General features: G+C 64.4%; 16 protein-coding genes. 5 read left to right on the top strand and 11 right to left on the bottom strand.

Annotated elements, in window-relative coordinates; all coding sequences use genetic code 11:
• Positions 1-57: 57 nt before the first annotated feature.
• Positions 58-747, top strand: coding sequence for an SDR family NAD(P)-dependent oxidoreductase (locus HZF05_RS05285; protein WP_160363331.1), 690 nt, complete (start codon positions 58-60; stop codon positions 745-747).
• A gap of 61 nt (positions 748-808) precedes the next feature.
• Complete coding sequence (locus tag HZF05_RS05290; RefSeq protein ID WP_220129716.1) at positions 809-1,777, top strand: SDR family oxidoreductase; 969 nt, start codon at positions 809-811, stop codon at positions 1,775-1,777.
• Between the two features lie 317 nt (positions 1,778-2,094).
• Here HZF05_RS05290 and HZF05_RS05295 read toward each other — a convergent pair whose 3' ends face one another.
• Positions 2,095-3,243, bottom strand: coding sequence for a serine hydrolase domain-containing protein (locus tag HZF05_RS05295; protein WP_160363332.1), 1,149 nt, complete (start codon positions 3,241-3,243; stop codon positions 2,095-2,097).
• Between the two features lie 98 nt (positions 3,244-3,341).
• On the opposite strand from HZF05_RS05295, the gene HZF05_RS05300 reads away from it, so the two are divergent.
• On the top strand, positions 3,342-3,752 hold the full coding sequence (locus tag HZF05_RS05300) for a MerR family transcriptional regulator (protein ID WP_160363333.1): 411 nt from the start codon (positions 3,342-3,344) through the stop codon (positions 3,750-3,752).
• A gap of 169 nt (positions 3,753-3,921) precedes the next feature.
• Here the strand turns inward: HZF05_RS05300 and HZF05_RS05305 are convergent, their stop codons facing one another.
• From HZF05_RS05305 to HZF05_RS05320, 4 genes are all read right to left on the bottom strand, one after another.
• Positions 3,922-4,980: an amidohydrolase family protein gene (locus tag HZF05_RS05305; protein ID WP_160363334.1), complete on the bottom strand. Its 1,059-nt coding sequence runs from the start codon at positions 4,978-4,980 to the stop codon at positions 3,922-3,924.
• A gap of 11 nt (positions 4,981-4,991) precedes the next feature.
• Positions 4,992-5,981 carry an amidohydrolase family protein gene (locus HZF05_RS05310; RefSeq protein ID WP_160363335.1) on the bottom strand — a complete coding sequence of 330 codons (990 nt, stop codon included), beginning with the start codon at positions 5,979-5,981 and terminating at the stop codon, positions 4,992-4,994.
• Complete coding sequence (locus tag HZF05_RS05315; protein ID WP_220129718.1) at positions 5,974-7,008, bottom strand: amidohydrolase family protein; 1,035 nt, start codon at positions 7,006-7,008, stop codon at positions 5,974-5,976. The genes HZF05_RS05310 and HZF05_RS05315 overlap by 8 nt, the downstream gene beginning before the upstream one ends.
• Before the next feature lie 113 nt (positions 7,009-7,121).
• Positions 7,122-8,585, bottom strand: coding sequence for an MFS transporter (locus HZF05_RS05320; RefSeq protein ID WP_160363336.1), 1,464 nt, complete (start codon positions 8,583-8,585; stop codon positions 7,122-7,124).
• Positions 8,586-8,901: 316 nt separating this feature from the next.
• Here HZF05_RS05320 and HZF05_RS05325 point away from each other — a divergent pair, with 316 nt between their 5' ends.
• Positions 8,902-11,298: a TonB-dependent receptor gene (locus tag HZF05_RS05325; RefSeq protein ID WP_160363337.1), complete on the top strand. Its 2,397-nt coding sequence runs from the start codon at positions 8,902-8,904 to the stop codon at positions 11,296-11,298.
• Between the two features lie 38 nt (positions 11,299-11,336).
• On the opposite strand, the gene HZF05_RS05330 is transcribed toward HZF05_RS05325, so the two are convergent.
• The 5 genes from HZF05_RS05330 to HZF05_RS05350 all read right to left on the bottom strand — a co-directional run bounded on the left by HZF05_RS05330 (position 11,337) and on the right by HZF05_RS05350 (position 15,293).
• Positions 11,337-12,224 carry an alpha/beta fold hydrolase gene (locus HZF05_RS05330; protein ID WP_160363338.1) on the bottom strand — a complete coding sequence of 296 codons (888 nt, stop codon included), beginning with the start codon at positions 12,222-12,224 and terminating at the stop codon, positions 11,337-11,339.
• Positions 12,225-12,361: 137 nt separating this feature from the next.
• Positions 12,362-13,234 (bottom strand): hypothetical protein, encoded by an 873-nt coding sequence (locus tag HZF05_RS05335; protein ID WP_160363339.1) that lies wholly within the window; start codon positions 13,232-13,234, stop codon positions 12,362-12,364.
• A gap of 123 nt (positions 13,235-13,357) precedes the next feature.
• Entirely contained in the window at positions 13,358-14,215 is an 858-nt protein-coding gene (locus HZF05_RS05340) for a fumarylacetoacetate hydrolase family protein (RefSeq protein ID WP_160363340.1), read from the bottom strand.
• Positions 14,216-14,253: 38 nt separating this feature from the next.
• Positions 14,254-14,574, bottom strand: coding sequence for a hypothetical protein (locus tag HZF05_RS05345; RefSeq protein WP_160363341.1), 321 nt, complete (start codon positions 14,572-14,574; stop codon positions 14,254-14,256).
• On the bottom strand, positions 14,571-15,293 hold the full coding sequence (locus HZF05_RS05350) for a VOC family protein (RefSeq protein ID WP_246331605.1): 723 nt from the start codon (positions 15,291-15,293) through the stop codon (positions 14,571-14,573). The genes HZF05_RS05345 and HZF05_RS05350 overlap by 4 nt, the downstream gene beginning before the upstream one ends.
• Positions 15,294-15,408: 115 nt before the next feature.
• Here HZF05_RS05350 and HZF05_RS05355 point away from each other — a divergent pair, with 115 nt between their 5' ends.
• On the top strand, positions 15,409-16,320 hold the full coding sequence (locus tag HZF05_RS05355; RefSeq protein ID WP_160363342.1) for a LysR substrate-binding domain-containing protein: 912 nt from the start codon (positions 15,409-15,411) through the stop codon (positions 16,318-16,320).
• A gap of 48 nt (positions 16,321-16,368) precedes the next feature.
• Here HZF05_RS05355 and HZF05_RS05360 read toward each other — a convergent pair whose 3' ends face one another.
• Positions 16,369-18,153, bottom strand: coding sequence for an FAD-dependent oxidoreductase (locus HZF05_RS05360; protein WP_246331607.1), 1,785 nt, complete (start codon positions 18,151-18,153; stop codon positions 16,369-16,371).
• Between the last annotated feature and the right edge of the window lie 158 nt (positions 18,154-18,311).

An 18,311-nucleotide genomic window follows, 5' to 3' on the forward strand; every position in this document is an offset into this window, starting at 1 on the left:
GACTGCCGCGCCGCCTTGTCCGGATCACTGTCGAGCTCCTCGCTTCAGGAGGATGAGATGAGCACGAACGGAACAAATTCGATCCCGCACGTCGTCATCGTCGGAGGCGCGCAGGGTCTCGGCCTGGGTGCGGTCAAGGAGCATCTGAAGCGCGGGTGGCGCGTCACGGCGACGATGCGGACCTCCGGTGGTCTGGCCGACATCTCGTCGGATCGGCTTGAGGTCATCGAGCTCGATGTGGCCGACTGGGAGGCGGTGGATCGCTTCGCCAGCATGGTCTCCGTACCTATCGACCGCCTCTTCATCGTCGCCGGCATGACCGGCCCGCTCGACGCCAAGATCGGCGACGTCACCCCGGAGGATTTCAGCCAAACCTTGCTGGTCAATGCGCTGGCGCCGCTGCGGATCATCGATCGCTGGCGCGACGCGCTGACCGCGACGGCGACCGTCGCGATCATGTCCTCCCAACAAGGCAGCATCACGCAGAATGAGGAGGGCGGCCACGAACTCTACCGGATCAGCAAAGCCGCGGTGAACATGGGGCTGCGCGGCATCGCAGCCCGTCGCGCCGATGAACGTACCTATATCGCGATCAACCCCGGCTGGGTGCGAACCGCGCTCGGCAGCGATGCGGCGCCACTGTCCGTGGAAGAGAGCATTCCGATGGTGGTCGACACGCTCGATCGTCAGGCGGGAGCGAGTGGTATCCACTTCCTCGACAAGGAGGGCGACCCTCTGCCGTGGTAACGGCAACGTCTGGTCGCTTCGCGGCCGGTCCTTCGTGCCGTGGCATCTCGGCGCCTATCCTTTGGAGGCGCTCGTCCGAAATGTCCGAAGCAACGGCGCGCGGCACGCGCGTGCTCGCCTCATCGTATGGAGACCCGTGATGACCATTCTCGTTACCGGAAGCACCGGCACCGTCGGTACCGACGTCGTGCGCTATCTTGCGACGCAGGATTGTGATGTCAGGGCGATGAGCCGCGCGCCCGAAAAGGCCGAGTTCCCGTCGGGAGTGACGCCGGTCAAAGGCGATCTGGGAGATCCGGCTAGCGTGCGCGCCGCGCTTGAGGGTGTGTCCACGCTCTTTCTCTTGGCTGCGGTCAGCCAGTCGGAATTCGTACAATCCATGTCGACCTTGAACCTTGCGGTCGAGGCAGGCGTGCAGAACTTCGTTTATCTCTCCGCCGTCAATGCGCACGATCTCGTCAACGTGCCGCATTTCGCGTCGAAGGCGGCGATGGAGCGAGCGATCACGGAACTCGGGATTGCCGCGACCGTCGTGCGAGGCGGCTATTATATGCAGAGCGATGCCTGGTTCCGCGAGCATATTCACGAGAAAGGCGTCTATCCGATGCCGGTCGGACAGGTTGGCGTCGTGTTCGTGGACACGCGGGATCTCGCCGAGGTCGCGGGGCGATGCCTGCTCGAGCGGGAGCGCAGCCCGGAACCGCTTGCTGACGAAACGCTCGACGTGACGTCGATCGAACGGCTCAATGGCCCGGCGCTCGCCGACATCTGGACAGATCTGCTCGGGCACGACGTCCGCTACGTCGGCGACGATCTCGATGCCGCTGAGAGCCTGCTGGGCAATTTCATGCCCGACTGGATGGCTTACGAAATGCGGACGATGTACGCGCGCTTCCAGGAAAGCGGCATGACAGCATCGGCCGAAGACCAGAAACGCCTCGAGGCGCTGATCGGACGTCCGATGCGTCGCTATGCGGAGTTTGCCCGGGAATTGGCCGACAGGTGGACCGGTTCACACACTAGCGACTAGCCGTCTTGGATCGCGAGCAAGCTGCCGTTGGCATCCCTGACCCGTGCCAACGGTAGCCTGCCCGTCCGGTCCGCCGGGAGCCGTCCAATCGCAAAATCCCGATCCAAAGCCCCGTTCACCGGCACGTCGCCAAAATCCGCGCAGTAATAATCAGTGGCCGGTGAGCATCCTGGCCGCGCGCTTGAGGAGGTGAAGCCGGATCGCTCTTGTCTCAACAGCATAGCTTTTCTCGGCAAGCCATGCCGGCTCCTGAGGGCCGGCACAACTCGACCGCCGTCCGGGGTCACCAATGGGAGGGCGCCCATCCGAAGTCCCCACTACATGCCGCGTATCGCTTCGACAGCGGCGGCGATCAGCCGGCCGACATCCTCGACCGCAGCGCTCTGGACGGCGAGCCGTCGGCGGACATAGCCGAAGCTCAGTTCGTGGCGGGGATCGGCGAAGGCCTGCTGGCCACCGACCCCGCTATGCCCGAACGTGCCTTCGCCCAGCAGCGGATAATATTCCGCGGTCGCGTGGAAGCCGACGGCGAAGGCGAGATGCCCGCGCGTAACCAGGTCGTAACCGATCGACTGAACCTGCGCGAAGGTCCGCGCGGTCTCGGGTGACAGGAGCGGTCCATTGCCATCGATCGGCCCGATGGCCGCCGCGTACATCTTCGCCAGAGCACGAGCAGAGGCGACGCCGCCGAACGAAGCCGGCCCTTTGCGCCGCACGACCGGCAGGTTCGGCAATTCCCAGACATCGGGATTGCCCGGCGCGTGCCGGTTGAACGCGATCCCCGGGATGCTGTCCGGACCCGTAGCGGCAGCCGCGAGTGCCGCGAGTTGTTCAGGCGTCGGTCGGGGAGGCTGGGATGGGAGGAAGCGTTCGTCCAATGCCTCCGGGAGGCCGAGGTGGAAGTCGATCCCATAGGGACGGGCGATCCGCTCGGCGAAAAGTTCCTGGACCGTGCGCCCGGTCACACGGCGGATCACTTCGCCTGAAAGCGCGGCGATCAGCAGCGCATGATAGCCGAATGCTGCCCCGGGACGCCAATATGGCCGTTGCGTTGCGAGCTGTTCGGCCACGTACCTCTCATCGGACAGTTCGTCGACAGTGAAGCCGCGATACGAGCCGACGAGCCCGGAGCGATGCGCCAGCAATTCGCGCAGCGTGAGGTCGGCTTTTCCTTCGACGCCGAATTCGGGCCAGTAATGGCTTACTCTCTCGTCGAGGTCGAGAACACCGTCCTGAACGAGCAGGGCGGCGACGAGGTGCGCCGCGCCCTTGCTCACGGAGTAAACGCCCAGCAGCGTATCGGGCGTCACCGACGGTCCGGTCCATAGATCGACCACCTGCTGACCACGGTGATAGATCGCGAGCTGGGCATCGAGGCCCTCTTCTGCGCTCGCGATCATCCTCAGCGCCTGCCGGACGGGCTCGAAGCCGCTGGCCACGGTTCCATCGACGATCGGCTGCGACATTTCCGTTCTCCTCTTTCTGGTGTAATCGACTCGGTACCAGTTCAAGTGAACTTGAGGTCAAGAGCATGGCGGAGAACCCTGTTTTCACGAGCCAGACGGTGCTTCCGATCAACGAGGTCGCGCAGCGCTTCCGCATCAAGGCTTCGGCCTTGCGCTATTATGAGGAGATCGGGCTCCTGCGCCCGATGCTTCGCCGTTCCGGCCGGCGCTATTACGGTCTTACCGACCTGCGCCGGCTGAGCCTGATCCAGCTCTTGCAGGACACCGCTCGCATGAGCTTGAGCGAGATCACCGAGATCGTGCGGGATGCCCCGGACGATCGGGATGTCCGCACGATCATCGAAGACCGCATCGCGATCCTCGAGGAGCAGATCGAGGCCGCCAGGTCGGCCGAGCGCTATCTCAAGCATCGTCTGACCTGCCCGCGCGACAATCCGATCGATGAATGCCCCATATTGGCCGGCGAATTGACGGAGCGCCTCGAAGCGGCCGGGATCGGTTCGTCGTGATGGGGCCTGCAGCATGGCGGCCGCCCGTCGGGGGCGCTGCCAGTTGAAGCCGGGCATGCGGTTCAGTCCCAGACCGCCCTTCGCGGGTTTGGCCGACGGCTCGAAGCGATCGAGAGCTTCGTGCAGGGTGTTCTCAATATCGCGTTTCTCGATCGGAGATTTGCCCCGCTCACCCCGTGCCGCGCGGGCTGAGCAAGCCTTTCGCATTGTCGAAATAGAGCTTGGATTTGATCGCCTCGGGCAGATCCAGGGCTTCGATCGAGGCGATGCCGTCGCGAACGAACATCGGACCGCCTTCCGGATCGAACGGGCAGTCGCTCGCGAAGACGACGTGGTCGTCGCCGAAAAAGTCGAGTCCGCAGCGCAGGGCCGACGCCGATCCGCCCAGCACCGTGTCGCCGTAGAACATCTTGAAATAGTCCATCATCGGCTTCTTCATGTCGCGCAGCACGTGGCTGTAATCTTCGTCCGCGGTCCGCGAGCCGAGTTGCGCCCAGAGCGTCTCCGCGCGGCCGGAGAAATAGGGAAGCATGCCGCCGCAATGATGGGTGATGATGCGCAGGTCCGGCAGCTTGTCGAAGAGGCCGGAAAACACGATCCGCGCCATTGCGGCCGTTGTCTCGTACGGCCAGCCCATCACCTGCCAGATCTCGTAGCGGGACTTTGGCTCGCAGGCATAGTCGGTCATTGCCGGTGACCGCTCGGGGTGCATCCATATCGGCACGCCGTGGGTACGGCTGGCATGCTCGAAGATCGGGAAGAACTCGGGATCATCGAGCGGGCGGCCGTTGACGTTGGTCTTGATCTCGATCCCGCGCGCTCCGAGCGTCCCAATAGCGCGATCCATCTCGCGCAGGCTTTCCGATACGTTGTTCATCGGCATGGCGGCGACGAAGGTCGGGAAGCGGTCGGGATACCGGGCGCAGATCTCGGCCATGCCGTCGTTCGCGATCCGCGCGAGTGCGGGCGACTCGTCGGGTCCGCCGAGCGTCTCCGGCCCGGGTGTCGCGAGCGTGATGATCTGCTGGACCTCGGGGAAGGGCGCGAGCATCTCGACCCTGGCCTCGATATCCCAGAGGTTGCGGATATTCGACAACCGCTTGACCATCCCAGCGTCGGCGAAGCGACGCTTGACCTCCTCGAGATAGGCCGGAGGCATGACGTGGTTGTAGATGTCGATCTTGCCGCCGTGCCGCAGATTGGGGATGTGGGAGTGGGTATGCGCCATTGTTCGTCTCGCTAGGATTGGGGAGCGTGGGTGTCGGACCGTTCGGCGAACAGCCGCTCACTGTTGCGTCTCATCGCCTGCGACCGGAGCGGGCCATCGAGCAGCGCCGTCCCGTCAAGCTCGGCGGCCAGCTTTTCGCACACCGGCGTCGGCGTGTAGGGCCAGTCGCTCCCGTAATGGATGTGGTTGGGATCGGCGACCGAGAGCAGCGCCCCCAGCAGTTCGGGTACGGGTGTGCCGGCGAGGTCGAAGTGGGCACATTTCAGGGCTTCGCGCATCGACGGCGGCTTGGCCGCGCCTTCCGGGGCGAGCATCGGCCCGATCAGATCGATCCGCCCCGCCAGGATGGGGAGCGCGGCGCCGGCGTGTGGCAGGATGATACGAAGCTCGCGATGACGCTCGAATGTCCCCGAGAGGACCATGTTGGTGAAGGTCCGCGTCGTGTCGAAAACGAACTCCATCATCGGCGCCGGGTAGCCGAAATCGGGGGTGCCCCCGCCGCAGCCGCACGAGATGCCCGGAGTCGTCGGGTGGACGAAGAGCACCGCACGGCGCCGATCGAGTTCCGCGAGAACCGGCTCGAGCCTGTCGTCACCCAGATAGATGCCATGGAAGTGGCTTTCGAACACCACGCCGGACGCGCCCAGAGTATCGATCGCATGTGCGATCTCCGCCACCGCGCCATCGATATCGGGCAATGGTGTCGAGGCGAAGAATTCGATCCGGCCGGAATGGACGGACTTGAGCCGCGCTGCTTCCTCGTTCACCCGCCGCGCCAGATCGCGCGCGGCGCCATCGTCGCCGAAATGAACGCCCGGCGACGAGATCGAGAGATAGGCTCGCTCGATCCCGAGCCGATCCATCGTCTCGATCATGTCCCGCTCGCTCCAGTCGGGCAGGCGCGCAATGCCGTCGGCATGCGAGAAGCCAGCCGCGATCAGTGCCGAACGATAGAAATCCGGCAGATAGTGGAAATGGACGTCGATACGAGGCTCAGCCATGGTCGCCTCCAGCGGCGGCGGTGCGTTCTGCCCCGCCGAGGGCCAGGATGCGCTCGGCATTGGCGTGGCTCACAAGGCGCCGTTCCTCGTCGCTGATGGCGGCACCCGAAATCCATTTGCTGGCGATCTCGGTGCTTTCCATCGGATAGTCGATCGAGAACATGACGTTCTCGGGGCCGATCGCGTCGAGCGTGCAACGCAGTGCCACGTCCGAACAGACCCCCGATGTCGTGATCTTGATGTTGCTGCGGATATAATCGGACGGGGCCTTGGCGATGGCATGCCGCTTGTTGCTGACCTCGTAGCGGCTGTCGAAGCGCCAGAGCTGGATCGGCAGGTTCTCGCCCATGTGGCCGAGGATCAGCGGGACGTCCGGATAGCGGTCGAAAACGCCGCTGAAGACGAGCCGCAGCGCGTGCGAGCCGGTCTCCACTGCCCAACTCCATGTCGGTCCCCACATCTCGGGGTGATCGGCGTACATCGCCGGCTTGTCGAACGGATCGGCCGGATGAAGATAGATCGGCGCGCGCAGCGCCGACACGCGCTCCCAGAACACATCGTAACGCCGGTCGTCGAGATAGACGCCCCCGGTCTGGCCGTTGATCATCGCGCCCTGGAAGCCGTAATCGCGCATGCAGCGCTCGAGCTCGTCGGCAGCGCCCTGGGGATCCTGCATCGCGAGGTGCGCAAAGCCGCCGTAGCGTTCAGGTTTGCGCTGGACCTCCTTGGCAAGCTTCTCGTTCGCAAGGCGGGCGAGCTTCACGGCGACGCCGGTGTCGGGCTCGATCTGCACGCCCGGGCCCGACAGCGAGAGCACGACGAAGTCGATGCCATTGTCATCCATCAAGGCGAGCCGCTTCTCGCCGAAGTCGCTCAAGGCGGGAATGGCCTTCTCGTAAAGCGATGCGGACACCGTCTTCTTGTTGACGCTGAAATAGTCGACGAACTCCGGGAACATGCAATGTTCCTCCAGCGCGACTTTCCGCAGGCGATTTCCGGTGCCGGTATTGATTGTGACTGAAGACACGATTTTTCTCCTTCGAGGATCGCCGCTTCAAGCCGATGTCGCGAGAGGGGGCCTGGGCGACGGCGCAAAATCCGATGCGCATTGGTGCGAGCCCCCTCGGTCTGTTCCGGTGATCATGGGGTCAGAGGCAGCCTCCTCGTCCCGCCCGGGATTTCGGGCGCCGGACTTGCCGCGAACTCGCCGAGGCGCGTGCCTCCGAAAGTGCGATAACAGATGAAGGCGAGCGCCAGGCTGGCACAACCGCCCGCCACCAGCGCCACGGCCGGTGCGAGCAGCAGTTGCTGCTCGGAGCAGCGCAACGACAGGAGCAGACCTCCGGCCAGTGGCGCGGCCATCGCGCCCAGACGCCCTGTGGCCTGCGTCCAGCCGACGCCGGCCGATCGGATCGACGTGGGATAGACGATGCCGAGGACGGCGTTCATCACGATATTGTTGCCGGTCACGCACAGCCCGGCGAGCATCAGTACCAGCCCATGGCTTGCGGTCGGAAGTGACAGGCCGATCGCCGCCACAGCCGGTGCACCGACCACGAAGAAGGCTGCCATGGGCATGACGCCAAGGCCGTCGACGACGAATAGCAATAGCAGCCCGCTGGCGAGGCCGCCGAGCGAGTAGAGCGACCCGCCGAGACCAGCCGCCGCGGTGCTTGCGCCGCGCGACTGAAGCAACGTGGGAAGCCAGGTCAGCGCAAAGAAGCTCGCGAACTGGTTGGCGGCGTTGAGCCACCAGATCAGCGGCGTCGCGGCGGCCAGCTTGCCTGCAAGAAGGCGGCGAGGTGAACCGCGTCCCGTGCGTTCCCCACTGGCGACGGACGGTGTCCGGAGGTCATCGACGGTGGTGATAGCCAAATCCGGCCGTATCCGGCCCGCGATCGCGAGCAGCTCGTCCGCACGCTCGGGCCGGCCGATCAGGTACTTGACCGACTCCGGCGTGGCGCCGGCGGCGAGCGCCGCGACGGTCAGCGGTATCAGTCCGCCGATGACCATCAGCACGGGCCAGCCGAAGCGGGGGACGAGCCCCGCGGTCACCAATCCAGGACAAGCGACACCGGCTGCAACGCCCAGGCTGCTCGCCACGAGGAAACGGCCGCGCACGCGCTTCGGCACCATCTCCGAGACGAACGCGATGGCGTTGGGGATCACGCCGCCGAGACCGACGCCGGTGACGAACCGAAGCGCGGTCAGGACGCGCAGCGAACCTGCGGCGGCAGACAGCAGCGACGCGCAGCCGAGCAGCATGAGGCTGATCAGCAAGGCCCTCTTGCGCCCGATCCTGTCGCCCAGCGTTCCGAGCGCGGGGGCGCCGACCAGCAATCCGGCCACGCCCACCATGAACATGGGCGCGAGCGCCTCGCGAGAGATATGCCAGGCCTTCACGAGCTCGGGCCCGACATAGCCGATCGCCGACAGGTCGTAGCCGTCGCTGATCATGGCCAGGGCTGCGACTGCAAGCAGAACGATCATGCGGGCATGGATGGCCTGGCCATCCACCAGATCGTCGATCGACACCGTGGCCGCCGGCCGTGAGATGGCTGGCGATGTCGTCGTCCATGCGTCGGGCAGGTCCGTGCCGGACATGAGCCTCTTCCTTGCGCTATCTTATCACCGGGCAACTTTGGTCCCAGGCGGGAGGAAAAGAAGACCGCGTGTCATGTCATGCGATGCGTATTCGGCATCGGGCCAACCCGCGATTTGCGAGCGGTCGTAATCGTTCTAGTGGCAGGCAGGCATGGCAAATGCGCGCCGGGCCGATGCGTACCGGGTCGATTGCGAAGCCCGATGCCTATTCGTGATCGGTGACGGCGACATCGTATCTGCCCCCGCCAACCCACCCCTCTAAAGCTGCCGCCCATAAGCAAACCTGTCCGAAAAATCGGAACGGCGGAGGGGATATATGCGCATCATCACATGGCTCGGATCCACGGCAGCGCTGGGGTTGCTTGCCGGGCAGGCCAGCGCGCAGGCGTCGACCGACGCCTCCGCGGCGACGGCAGCGGCACCGAACGCGGCCGGATTGGGCGAGATCGTCGTGACCGCGCAGCACCGCTCCGAAAACGTCCAGCGCGCCGCGATCGCGATCGACGTGGTCGGCGGCAAGGATCTGATCAAGGACGGGATCACCGAGCCCGGCAAGCTCGGCCAGAAGGTGCCCGCGCTCAGCGTTCAGGCAACCGGCGGCGGCAACCTGTTCTTCATCCGCGGCGTCGGCAACTTCTCGGTCGCGGCCTATAGCGATCCCGCGATCGCCTTCAACTATGACGGCGTCTATGTCAGCCGGCCGACTTCGACCAACGGCACCTTCTTTGATCTCGATCGGGTCGAGGTGCTGAAAGGACCGCAGGGCACGCTCTATGGGCGCAATGCGACCGGTGGCGCGATCAACGTCCTGCCGGCGCAGCCCAGGCTCGGCGAGCTTTCGGGCTATGCGACGGTCAGCTACGGCAATTATGACGCGGTCTCCGCCGAGGGCGCGATCAATCTGCCGATGGGCGACAAGGGTGCACTGCGCATCTCGGGAAACATCGTCGAGCACGACGGGTATCTGAAGGACGGCACGTCGGACGAGGATACCAAGGCGCTCCGGGTCCAGATGAAATCCGAGCTCACGCCTACGCTCACGGTGCGTCTTGCCGCGGACTATTCGCACCTCGGTGGGGCGGGCTACGGCGAGAGCTATCTCGGGAGCGAGATCTACAATCCTGCGCTCAAGCAATATGTCTTCACGCCGACGACGGTGCCGCTGTCCGATGGCATCAGGAGCGATCTCGCCAACGCCTATCGGACGACGCTGCCCGCGGGTTCTGCCGGGCGCACGCTCTCGCCGATCGCCGCGCCCTACTTTCCGAATCAGTATCGGGCCGACAATTTCTACGGCTTCAACGCGCAGATCGACTGGGACAGCGCGATCGGCAAGTTCACGCTGATCCCGGCATGGCGCGCGGCACAGATCAGCCAGGTCGTCGGCGGTCCGGGCTTCCCGCCCTACCTGCGCGAGAAGGACAATCAATATAGCCTCGAGGCACGGCTCGCTGGCAAGCGGATCGGCATCTTCGACTGGCAGATCGGGGGGTTCGCATACGACGAATCCGATCGCGCGCATTATTCGGTCAACCAGTCCTCGGTGGAGATCTATCAGGATTTCGCGCCGATCACGCACAGCTATGCGGGCTTCGGCCGGCTGACCGCGCACCTCACGAACAAGCTCCGGATTGTCGGCGGCATCCGATACACGTCGGATCATCGGACTTTCACGGGGACGCAGGATGCGCTCGTCATCGCGTGCACGCATGTCGTAGCAGGGCGCCCGAGCTGCCCGACCGCGCCCCTGTTCGATACCTCCAGTTCGCTCGCCACCCAGATTCTTCCGGTCCCTCCGCGTGGAGGCGCGCTGCCGCTGGGCGCGACCGGCGCGGTGATCCGTCACCAGGGTTTCGACATTGCCTCGCACCTGAACAACAACCGGGCGACCTGGCGCGCCGCAGTCGAATATGACCTGGCGCCGCAGTCTCTTTTCTATGCGAGCTACGAGACTGGGTATCGCTCGGGCGGCTTCTCTCTCGCGGTCGGCGAGAGCGACTATCAACCGGAATATATCACCGCCTACACCATCGGCCTGAAGAACCGTCTGCTCGACAATCGGCTGCAGCTGAACCTTGAGGGCTTCATCTGGCGCTACCGCAACCAGCAGGTCCTTCATCCCGGGACCGATCTTGCGGGCAATCAGGTCAACTTCACCCAGAATATCGGCCGGTCGAACCTCAAGGGCGTCGAGATGGACGCGCGCGCTCTGGTCACCCCGACGACGGCGTTGAACGCCGACGTCCAGTATCTTCACGCGCGCTATTCGTCCTTCTCCTACCAGGTGCCGACCGGGACGGCGCCGCCCGCGACGGGTTGCCCCTATGCGATCAATCCGGCGAACGCGGGACAATATACCGTCAACTGCTCGGGCTTGCCGGCCTACAACTCGCCGAAGTGGACGATCAATCTGGGCGCGGAGCAGACCATCCGGATCGGCGAAGGCAAGATCGTGCTCAGTGCCGACACGCAGTATCGCAGCTCGAACTATGTCGGCTTCGAATACCTGCCGATCGAACGCGTGCCCGCGCGCTGGCTCTCGGACGCCCAGATCAGCTATTCGCCGCCCGGCGGCAAATGGACGATCGCAGCCTTCGTCCACAACATCGAGGATCACCGCACGGTAACGTACGTCAACTATCTGAGCGGTGTGGTCAGCGCCTATACGAGCGCGCCGCGGACCTTCGGCGGCAGGGCGTCCATCACTTTTTAAAGGGAGGGCGCCGTCCTTTCCGACGGCGCCCCATCTGCTCAGCTCCGTGCGCGCTCCGCGTCGCGCATGAAGCGGTCGGCAATGTCGTTGAACTCGGCAGGTTTGGCCTGCTGGATGAAATGGCTTCCGCAATCGATGACGACGCGCTTTCCGCCGGTCTCGCTTGCCACGAGGTCGCAGCTCGCTTCCTGGCGATCGCTGTAGCCGCCCGACACCACCAATGTCCGAATGCCGGCGTCGCGCACCGCATGCGCCGCCGCCAGCATCTCCTGCGGCGATACGGCTTGCGAGCGCAGCAGCGAGCAGCCCAGCGCGGCCGCCTTATCGGGATCGTCGATGATGTTGGCAACCGACACATTGTCGCCACCGTCCTCGCTTCGTCCCATGCTTCGCGCGAAATTGATCGCGAACTCGCCGGGAGACGTCGCCGACAGGACGAACCCGACGATCGCGTCCTTCTGGGCAGAGGCGTCGGTATTGGCCATCGCCAGCCTCATCGGCTGGAGCGCGGGTTCGATGAGGATGAGAGATCGCACGGCGTCCGGTCGCCGCGCCGCTGCGAGCAGCGCCTCCGCGCCGCCGAAGCTATGGCCGATCAGATGACTGCCATTGCCCAACAGCTCGGCGATCAGAATCGAATCCGCCTCCATATCGTCGGCGCCGCGCGACGGACTTTCGCCGAAACCGGGGCGGTCGATCAGGCGCAGCCGCCAATCGCGCTCGGCGAGCGGCTTCTGTCCCTCGTAGTTGACGGGCCCCCCGCCGATGCCGCCCTGGACGCCACCATGAACCAGCAGGACGCTCGGGCCGCTGTCACCCCAGGGTGTGACATGGACCGGCAGTTTGTCGGCGTTTTCGGGGCGCGGGCGCTCGGGGCAGTGTGCCATCAACGCTGGATTTACTGCGCCCATCGGTTTGGTCGGCATCCTCAACTCCTCGGTTCGCGCGACCGTCGATGGCCGCTGCCGAGAAATGGGCACCACTGCAGCCGAGCTGGAGACGCCCGTTCGCTATTGGCGATGCTATTCCGGTATCACTAAGACCTGTCGATTTGGAGCCAGCTTCAGGGTTTCTCGATCTGGTCCGTCTTCGCCCAGCCGCGCATCCAAAGCCCCCAGGCGAGCATCGCCATCGCGAGATCCTCCAAGAAGAACTGGCTGATGCCGATCGCTGCGTGGGCGACGCCGCCATGAATCAGCCAGGGAAAGAGCAACTGTGCGACCAGCGTGCCACGCAGCAACAGGAGCAGTGCCGCGACTTGGAGCAGGTTCGCCGCTGGGCGGACCGACAGCCTTGGCGCCGCTATGGCGACGATCAACACTATCGCAGCCACGGTCGCGGCAAAGAAGGAGTAGCTGATCGAGAGAACACCGGGACCGTAGGGCTCGGTGTAGATTTCGGGCCGTGCGAGTGTCGCAAAGGGCGCGACCAGAACATTCGAGACAGGCTGCACCACGAACGCGGATATGGCGGTGATGGCGACCGCTACCCCGGCTTTCGCGACTGGCGCCCGCAGATACGGCGCCGTCAGCGCGATGAGGATCGCGACGACGAGCGTTCCGGCCGCACCGGCCAGGAAGGTAATGAGTGGGAAGGCGAACGATGCGGTCGTGACGCCCGCCATCACCGCCAGGCGCAACTGGTCGGTCGCAACGATATCGATGGCGGCAAGGAACGCGATCCTCGCGGGCAGGCGCCAGTCGTCGAGGATCGGTCGAGCAAGATCGTAAACGACGATGAGCGCGAAGGTCTGTCCGACGACGACCAGGAGTCCCCAGATGCCGACCGACGAGAAATCGGGATGGGCGATCCCGAGCAACTGGAGCATCACGACGTGGATGGACAAGGAGACGATCGCGATCAGGACCGTTCCCACCCAAAAGACCGGAGAAGACACGAAGCGACAGATCCCGGCCTTCATCTCGATGGCCGTCATCGTTCTAGGGGGCTCCGGGAGATCGGCGAAGGCATTTCGCATTGTCCGGGATCGTAGCATCGGAATGTCTCGCGTTCGAATTTCGCCGTTCGGATCGGCGGCCGGTTCATCACCGCGCAGCCATTAGCCGGATTTGACGCGATTCTCGATCGCTCCGATGCCGTCGATTTCGCAGCGCACGACGTCGCCGGGCTTGAGGAAAAGGGGGGGATCCATGCCTACGCCGACCCCTTCGGGCGTTCCGGTCGCGATCAGGTCGCCCGGTTCGAGCGTGAAGGCGGTGGAAAGGTAGGCGATCTGCGCCCAGCAGTCCGCGATCATGTTCCTGGTATTGTTCGATTGGCGTCGTTCGCCGTTGACGAAGCTTCGCAGGTCCAGCGCGTGCGGATCGGCGATCTCGTCGGCGGTGACGATCCAGGGACCGATCGGGCCATGGCTGTCGAACGACTTGCCCATGGTGAAGGTCGATGAATGGAATTGCCAGTCGCGCGCGGAAACGTCGTTGGCGACAAAATATCCGAATATGTGGGCGGGAGCATCGGCTTCCGAGACATGCTTGGCGGTCCGTCCGACCACGAGCCCGAGCTCGACCTCGTAATCGAGCTTCTCGGTTACGCCCGGATCGATCTCGTCATAGGGGCCGGTGATGCATGTGGTCTGCTTGTTGAACCAGACCTGGTGACTCGATCGCGCGACACCGAGCCTGTCCGCCTCCTCCAGATGCTTCCCATAGTTCATCCCGATTGCGAGATATTTCCCGGGCCGCTCGATCGGAGCGAGAAGCCGGACTTCGGTCAGCGCCGCCGAGGCAGAGGCGCGATCGACCAGCGCCCTGGTCTCGGCAAGCGCTGCCGAACCGCCTTCGATGATGGAGCGGATCGTTTCGTGGCGGCTTCCGGCGTCGATCAGATCGACGATGCCGTCATCCTTCACGACCCCGATACGGGCACCGCCGTCCGCTTCGAAACGCACAAATCTCATCGTTCTTCATCTCCTCCCGCACCGGTAACGGGTGCGTATTAGCCGACCTCGAAATCGATGTGACTGATCGTGCCGTCGAAGCGACTCGCCAGGTCGTGCACGAGCGGCCGCGTGGCCTTGCGCTCGTTCGACGCCAGCATGCGATCGAGCCCGTTTCGGTCGTCGAACTCGACGATCACCTGGCAGAAGATGTCGGGGGGCGAATCTTCCCGAGACCGTGGCCAGAGCGCCTTCACGGTGTGAACGCCGGGGAAGGTACGCAGGCGCGGCACGAGGTCGGTGTCGACCGCGCGACGCAGATGCGCCTCCTCACCGTCCTTGGCGCGGCCGACCCAAAACGCCGAACGCACCCACTTCACGATACGACCTCGCTGGGGCGGCCGAGGGGCGGGCGGAACGCGCTCATGCGCGGCGCGATGCGGGCGCGCCAGTCGGCGATCGGTTCGAAGCCCTCGCTCTGTTCGCACATCGCCTTCGTCTGAGCGATGATCACGTCATTGTCTTTGGAAAGATCGAGCGGAAGGAGCAAGGGCTGGAGGATATACCAGTCGGTATCGACGAAGAATTCGAGGTTGTTGCCCTCGGGGTCGTGGGCGTAGATGCTCCATGCGACGCCATGATTGGCGGGGAATATGCTCTCGGCGCCAAACGCATTCAACCGGATTTCGATGTCGCGCAGGTCGTCGAGCGACCCCATCCGGAAAGAGATCTGGTTGATGCTCGGTCCGAATTGCGGGTTGGCGGTATTCGCCGGCAGCGTTTCGGGACGTCCGGTGGCGAGCACGATCTGGTGATGATCATGGGGGTCTCGCGACAGGAAGACGAGATCCATGCCATCGGCATGGCCGCGGTCGGTGACCGTGAAGCCCAGGACTTCTGTGTAGAATTCCTCCATCCGCACGATATCCACCACGCTCAGGCCCATATGGCTGAACATGAGGTTCGCGGCGGGACGATCGGGAACGCCCGTCATCGACATCTCTCCATTTTGCGCAGCATTATCTTGATCGAGCCTAGGCTCGGCCCCGCCTCCACTGCAGATGCAAACTTCTGCAGAGCGATGCGGGTTGGGCAGCAATCGCGACAAATCGGGCAAAGCGGGCTTGACGGATTTGCGCAACGAGACGACCTAGCCCGATGCCGCAGCGGCATCGCTTGCCCTTTTGCGATGCGCGGACGGAGTCTGCACAGCGATGAAACTCAACCAGCTTCGGGACGTGCTTGCCATCGCCGAACTCGGCAGCTTGCGTGCGGCAGGCCGTTTTCTCGGAGTGACCCAGCCAGCCATCACGCGCAGCGTGCGTGAACTCGAGCAGGAGCTCGGAGCGCCGCTCTTCGAACGTCAGCCCAAGGGGGTCTCGCTGACCGAGGTCGGAGCGGCCTTCATCCGCCGTGCAGCCGCGGTCCAGGCGGAGCTGCAGCGCGCGCGCGATGAGATCGACCAGATCAGGGGAGGGCAGACCGGCGAAATCACCATCGGACTGTCGACCGCATCGACGATGGTCATGATGCCGGTCATCACCGGCCCGTTTCGCAAGCGCTACCCCGATGCCGTCCTCAAGATCGTCGAGAGCCTGTTTCCGCCCGTGGAGGCGGACGTCATGGACGGAAAGATGGATTTGTACGTGGGGCCGATGGAGATCGAGGCGGCATCACCGCAACTGGAGGTCGAGCGGCTCTTCGGCAACCAGCGGGTCGTCCTCGGGCGATCCGGGCATCCGCTGGCGGGTTCGTCTTCGCTCGCCGATCTTCTTGACGCGGAATGGGTTCGGCCCACCTTGTCGGTGAAAAGCACCGAAGGCGACCTCCACCATCTGTTTGTCGAGGCCGGCTTGCCTCCGCCCAAGGTCGTTCTCCACGCGCGCTCGGCGCTGACCACGTGGACCGCTGTCGCGCAGTCGGACTTGTTGACGATCCTGCCGAGGCAATGGATCGAGGCGAATGGTCCCCCGAATATCCAGGTCATCTGCCCTGCCATGCCGGCACCGCCGATCTGCATGGCCAAGCGGCGCGCAATGCCTCTGACCCCGATGGCCGAGTATCTCTCCGACCTGATCCGACGTGCTGGCGGCCATTATCGGGAGCGGCACGGCGAACCGAGCTAAGTATCGCTGCGCTGACGGCCTCGTCGATCAGTCGTAAAGTGCCGACGCTCAACCGGAGGCGGCTTGATCGACTTCACGCAAGACAGTTGCCGGTGCCTTCGCGCGACCCGTCACCCTCTCCAAAATTCCAGCATCGGCCGGCCAGGAATTGCCTCGCCAGCAGATATGCTGATCCGGCCTCACCAAAGCCAGGCGGGCACCGTACAGTCGCTGAAGGTCAATGTCGGAGATCGCCTCGATCTTGAGCGGGGTAGCCGTCCGAACCGCGTCCGCTCGCGCATTTTCGATACTCTCCACATCGCGTTTGGCGTCGAAAGCGAGCAGCGTGAAACCGTCGCCGAAGCGGTCGTAGAGCGACTCCGTTTCGCTCAACCAGCGATGTGGTGCCAGGCAGCCGGGCAGCGCGCTGGGATGATAGTCACGGGATCGGGTCCACTGTTCGCCCGATCCGTCGTCGATGACGACCGGGGAGCCCCGGTAGCAATAGCCGAGCACGACGCCGAGCGCATAGAATTCGGCGCGCTTATGCTGCTCGATCAACTGCGAAACCTCCGCGCGGATGGCATCGCCCTCAGGGGACTCCTCCTCGATGCCCGGCCGGAACAGGCGATCCGGCGTCAGCGTGTGATTGCTCTCCGCCTCGTCCATCACCAGTTCGTGCACGGGCCGTCGCTCGATCTCGTAGCTGTCGAGCAGGGTTTGACCGCCCCAGCCTTGGAGCATGGCAGCCAGTTTCCAGCCAAGGTCGACCCCGTCGGCGATACCCATGTTCATGCCGAAGCCACCGAACGGGGGATGCAGGTGACACGCGTCTCCGATCAGGAAGACGCGCCCTCGCGCGTAGCGATCCGCGAGGAGCCGGCTGGCGACCCATTCGTCGGAGCTGAGCATGCGATAGGGCAAATCGATGCCGGTCGCCTTGCGGATCAGCGCCAGCGCATCGTCGTCGGACAAGCGCTCGCCGGGTGGCAGGCCGGTCGGCATGAAGAACCACAGGTCGCCCTGATCCATGGGGCCGATCAGGCTCGGTGTCTCCGGATTGATTTGCCAATACATGATGCCCGGGCCATGAGGATGCGCCTCGGCGAGGCCCGGGGCCTCGAAGATGATGTTGTAGTTCCGCGAGAGACCATAGCGCCCTTGCATCTCTGCGCCGATCAGGTCCCGCACCCGGCTGCGCGCCCCGTCCGCACCGACCAGATAGCGCGTCGAGATCCTCCGTTCGGCGCCGCTTGATACCTCCCGAAAGAGAGCCGAAACGCCGTCCTGATCCTGCTCGAAGTCGACTAGTTCCGTTCCGGCAAGTATTCGAACGCTTTGGAGCGAGGCCGCATGATCGCGGAGCACGGCTTCGAGCTTGTATTGCGGGATCCATTGGCCGTGCTCGGAATAATGCTCGTGTCGTGCTGGGCTACAGTTGAGCCCGCTCCTGAAATGGGCGAGTTTTTGACCGGCCAGCCGGGTGACGAAAATGATGTCGCTTGGATAGTCGATCCCGAACGGCGATGCTTCGGCAAGCTTGGAGGCGATCCCCCAGCGGCGCAGATGCTCGCGCGTGCGGACGTGTGTCGTCTTCGCGCGCGGCGCGTGACCGGCGCGCGCGTTGCGCTCCACGACGAGGCAGGAAACGTTGCGGTGACCCAGTTCGATCGCGAGCGCCAGCCCGGACGGGCCAGCGCCGACGATCACGACCGCAGGTCGGTCCGGCGCAGTGTTCGGCGACAAGGCATGCTCTCCTGTTTTCAACCTCGGCGTTCTACTTGGCGTCGAACCCGGGCGGGCGATGGCGGAGCGAGACGTGCGATGCTGCGCCTGCATCGCGCCGTCGGGCATCGCTTCGGCCGATCGAGATGCTGCAGGGCGTCATCGCGAAAGATCTTGTCTGATCGTGTCGGCTACACCCGGCTCTATGGTCGAGCGAATGCTTACCGGATAGCGAAGTGGCCGTCATCGGCAGGCATGCTTTGCGCTCCACGCGGCTCGGCGGGGCG

The sequence above is a fragment of the Sphingomonas chungangi genome, from assembly GCF_013778325.1.
GTDB lineage: Bacteria > Pseudomonadota > Alphaproteobacteria > Sphingomonadales > Sphingomonadaceae > Solisphingomonas > Solisphingomonas chungangi.

Coding starts and splice junctions, on each gene's coding strand:
- HZF05_RS05320 (WP_160363336.1), bottom strand. CDS start 8,585: ATGTCCGGCACGGACCTGCCCGACGCATGGACGACGACATCGCCAGCC.
- HZF05_RS05305 (WP_160363334.1), bottom strand. CDS start 4,980: ATGGCGCATACCCACTCCCACATCCCCAATCTGCGGCACGGCGGCAAG.
- HZF05_RS05285 (WP_160363331.1), top strand. CDS start 58: ATGAGCACGAACGGAACAAATTCGATCCCGCACGTCGTCATCGTCGGA.
- HZF05_RS05355 (WP_160363342.1), top strand. CDS start 15,409: ATGAAACTCAACCAGCTTCGGGACGTGCTTGCCATCGCCGAACTCGGC.
- HZF05_RS05335 (WP_160363339.1), bottom strand. CDS start 13,234: ATGACGGCCATCGAGATGAAGGCCGGGATCTGTCGCTTCGTGTCTTCT.
- HZF05_RS05310 (WP_160363335.1), bottom strand. CDS start 5,981: ATGGCTGAGCCTCGTATCGACGTCCATTTCCACTATCTGCCGGATTTC.
- HZF05_RS05295 (WP_160363332.1), bottom strand. CDS start 3,243: ATGTCGCAGCCGATCGTCGATGGAACCGTGGCCAGCGGCTTCGAGCCC.
- HZF05_RS05325 (WP_160363337.1), top strand. CDS start 8,902: ATGCGCATCATCACATGGCTCGGATCCACGGCAGCGCTGGGGTTGCTT.
- HZF05_RS05360 (WP_246331607.1), bottom strand. CDS start 18,153: ATGCCCGACGGCGCGATGCAGGCGCAGCATCGCACGTCTCGCTCCGCC.
- HZF05_RS05330 (WP_160363338.1), bottom strand. CDS start 12,224: ATGCCGACCAAACCGATGGGCGCAGTAAATCCAGCGTTGATGGCACAC.
- HZF05_RS05340 (WP_160363340.1), bottom strand. CDS start 14,215: ATGAGATTTGTGCGTTTCGAAGCGGACGGCGGTGCCCGTATCGGGGTC.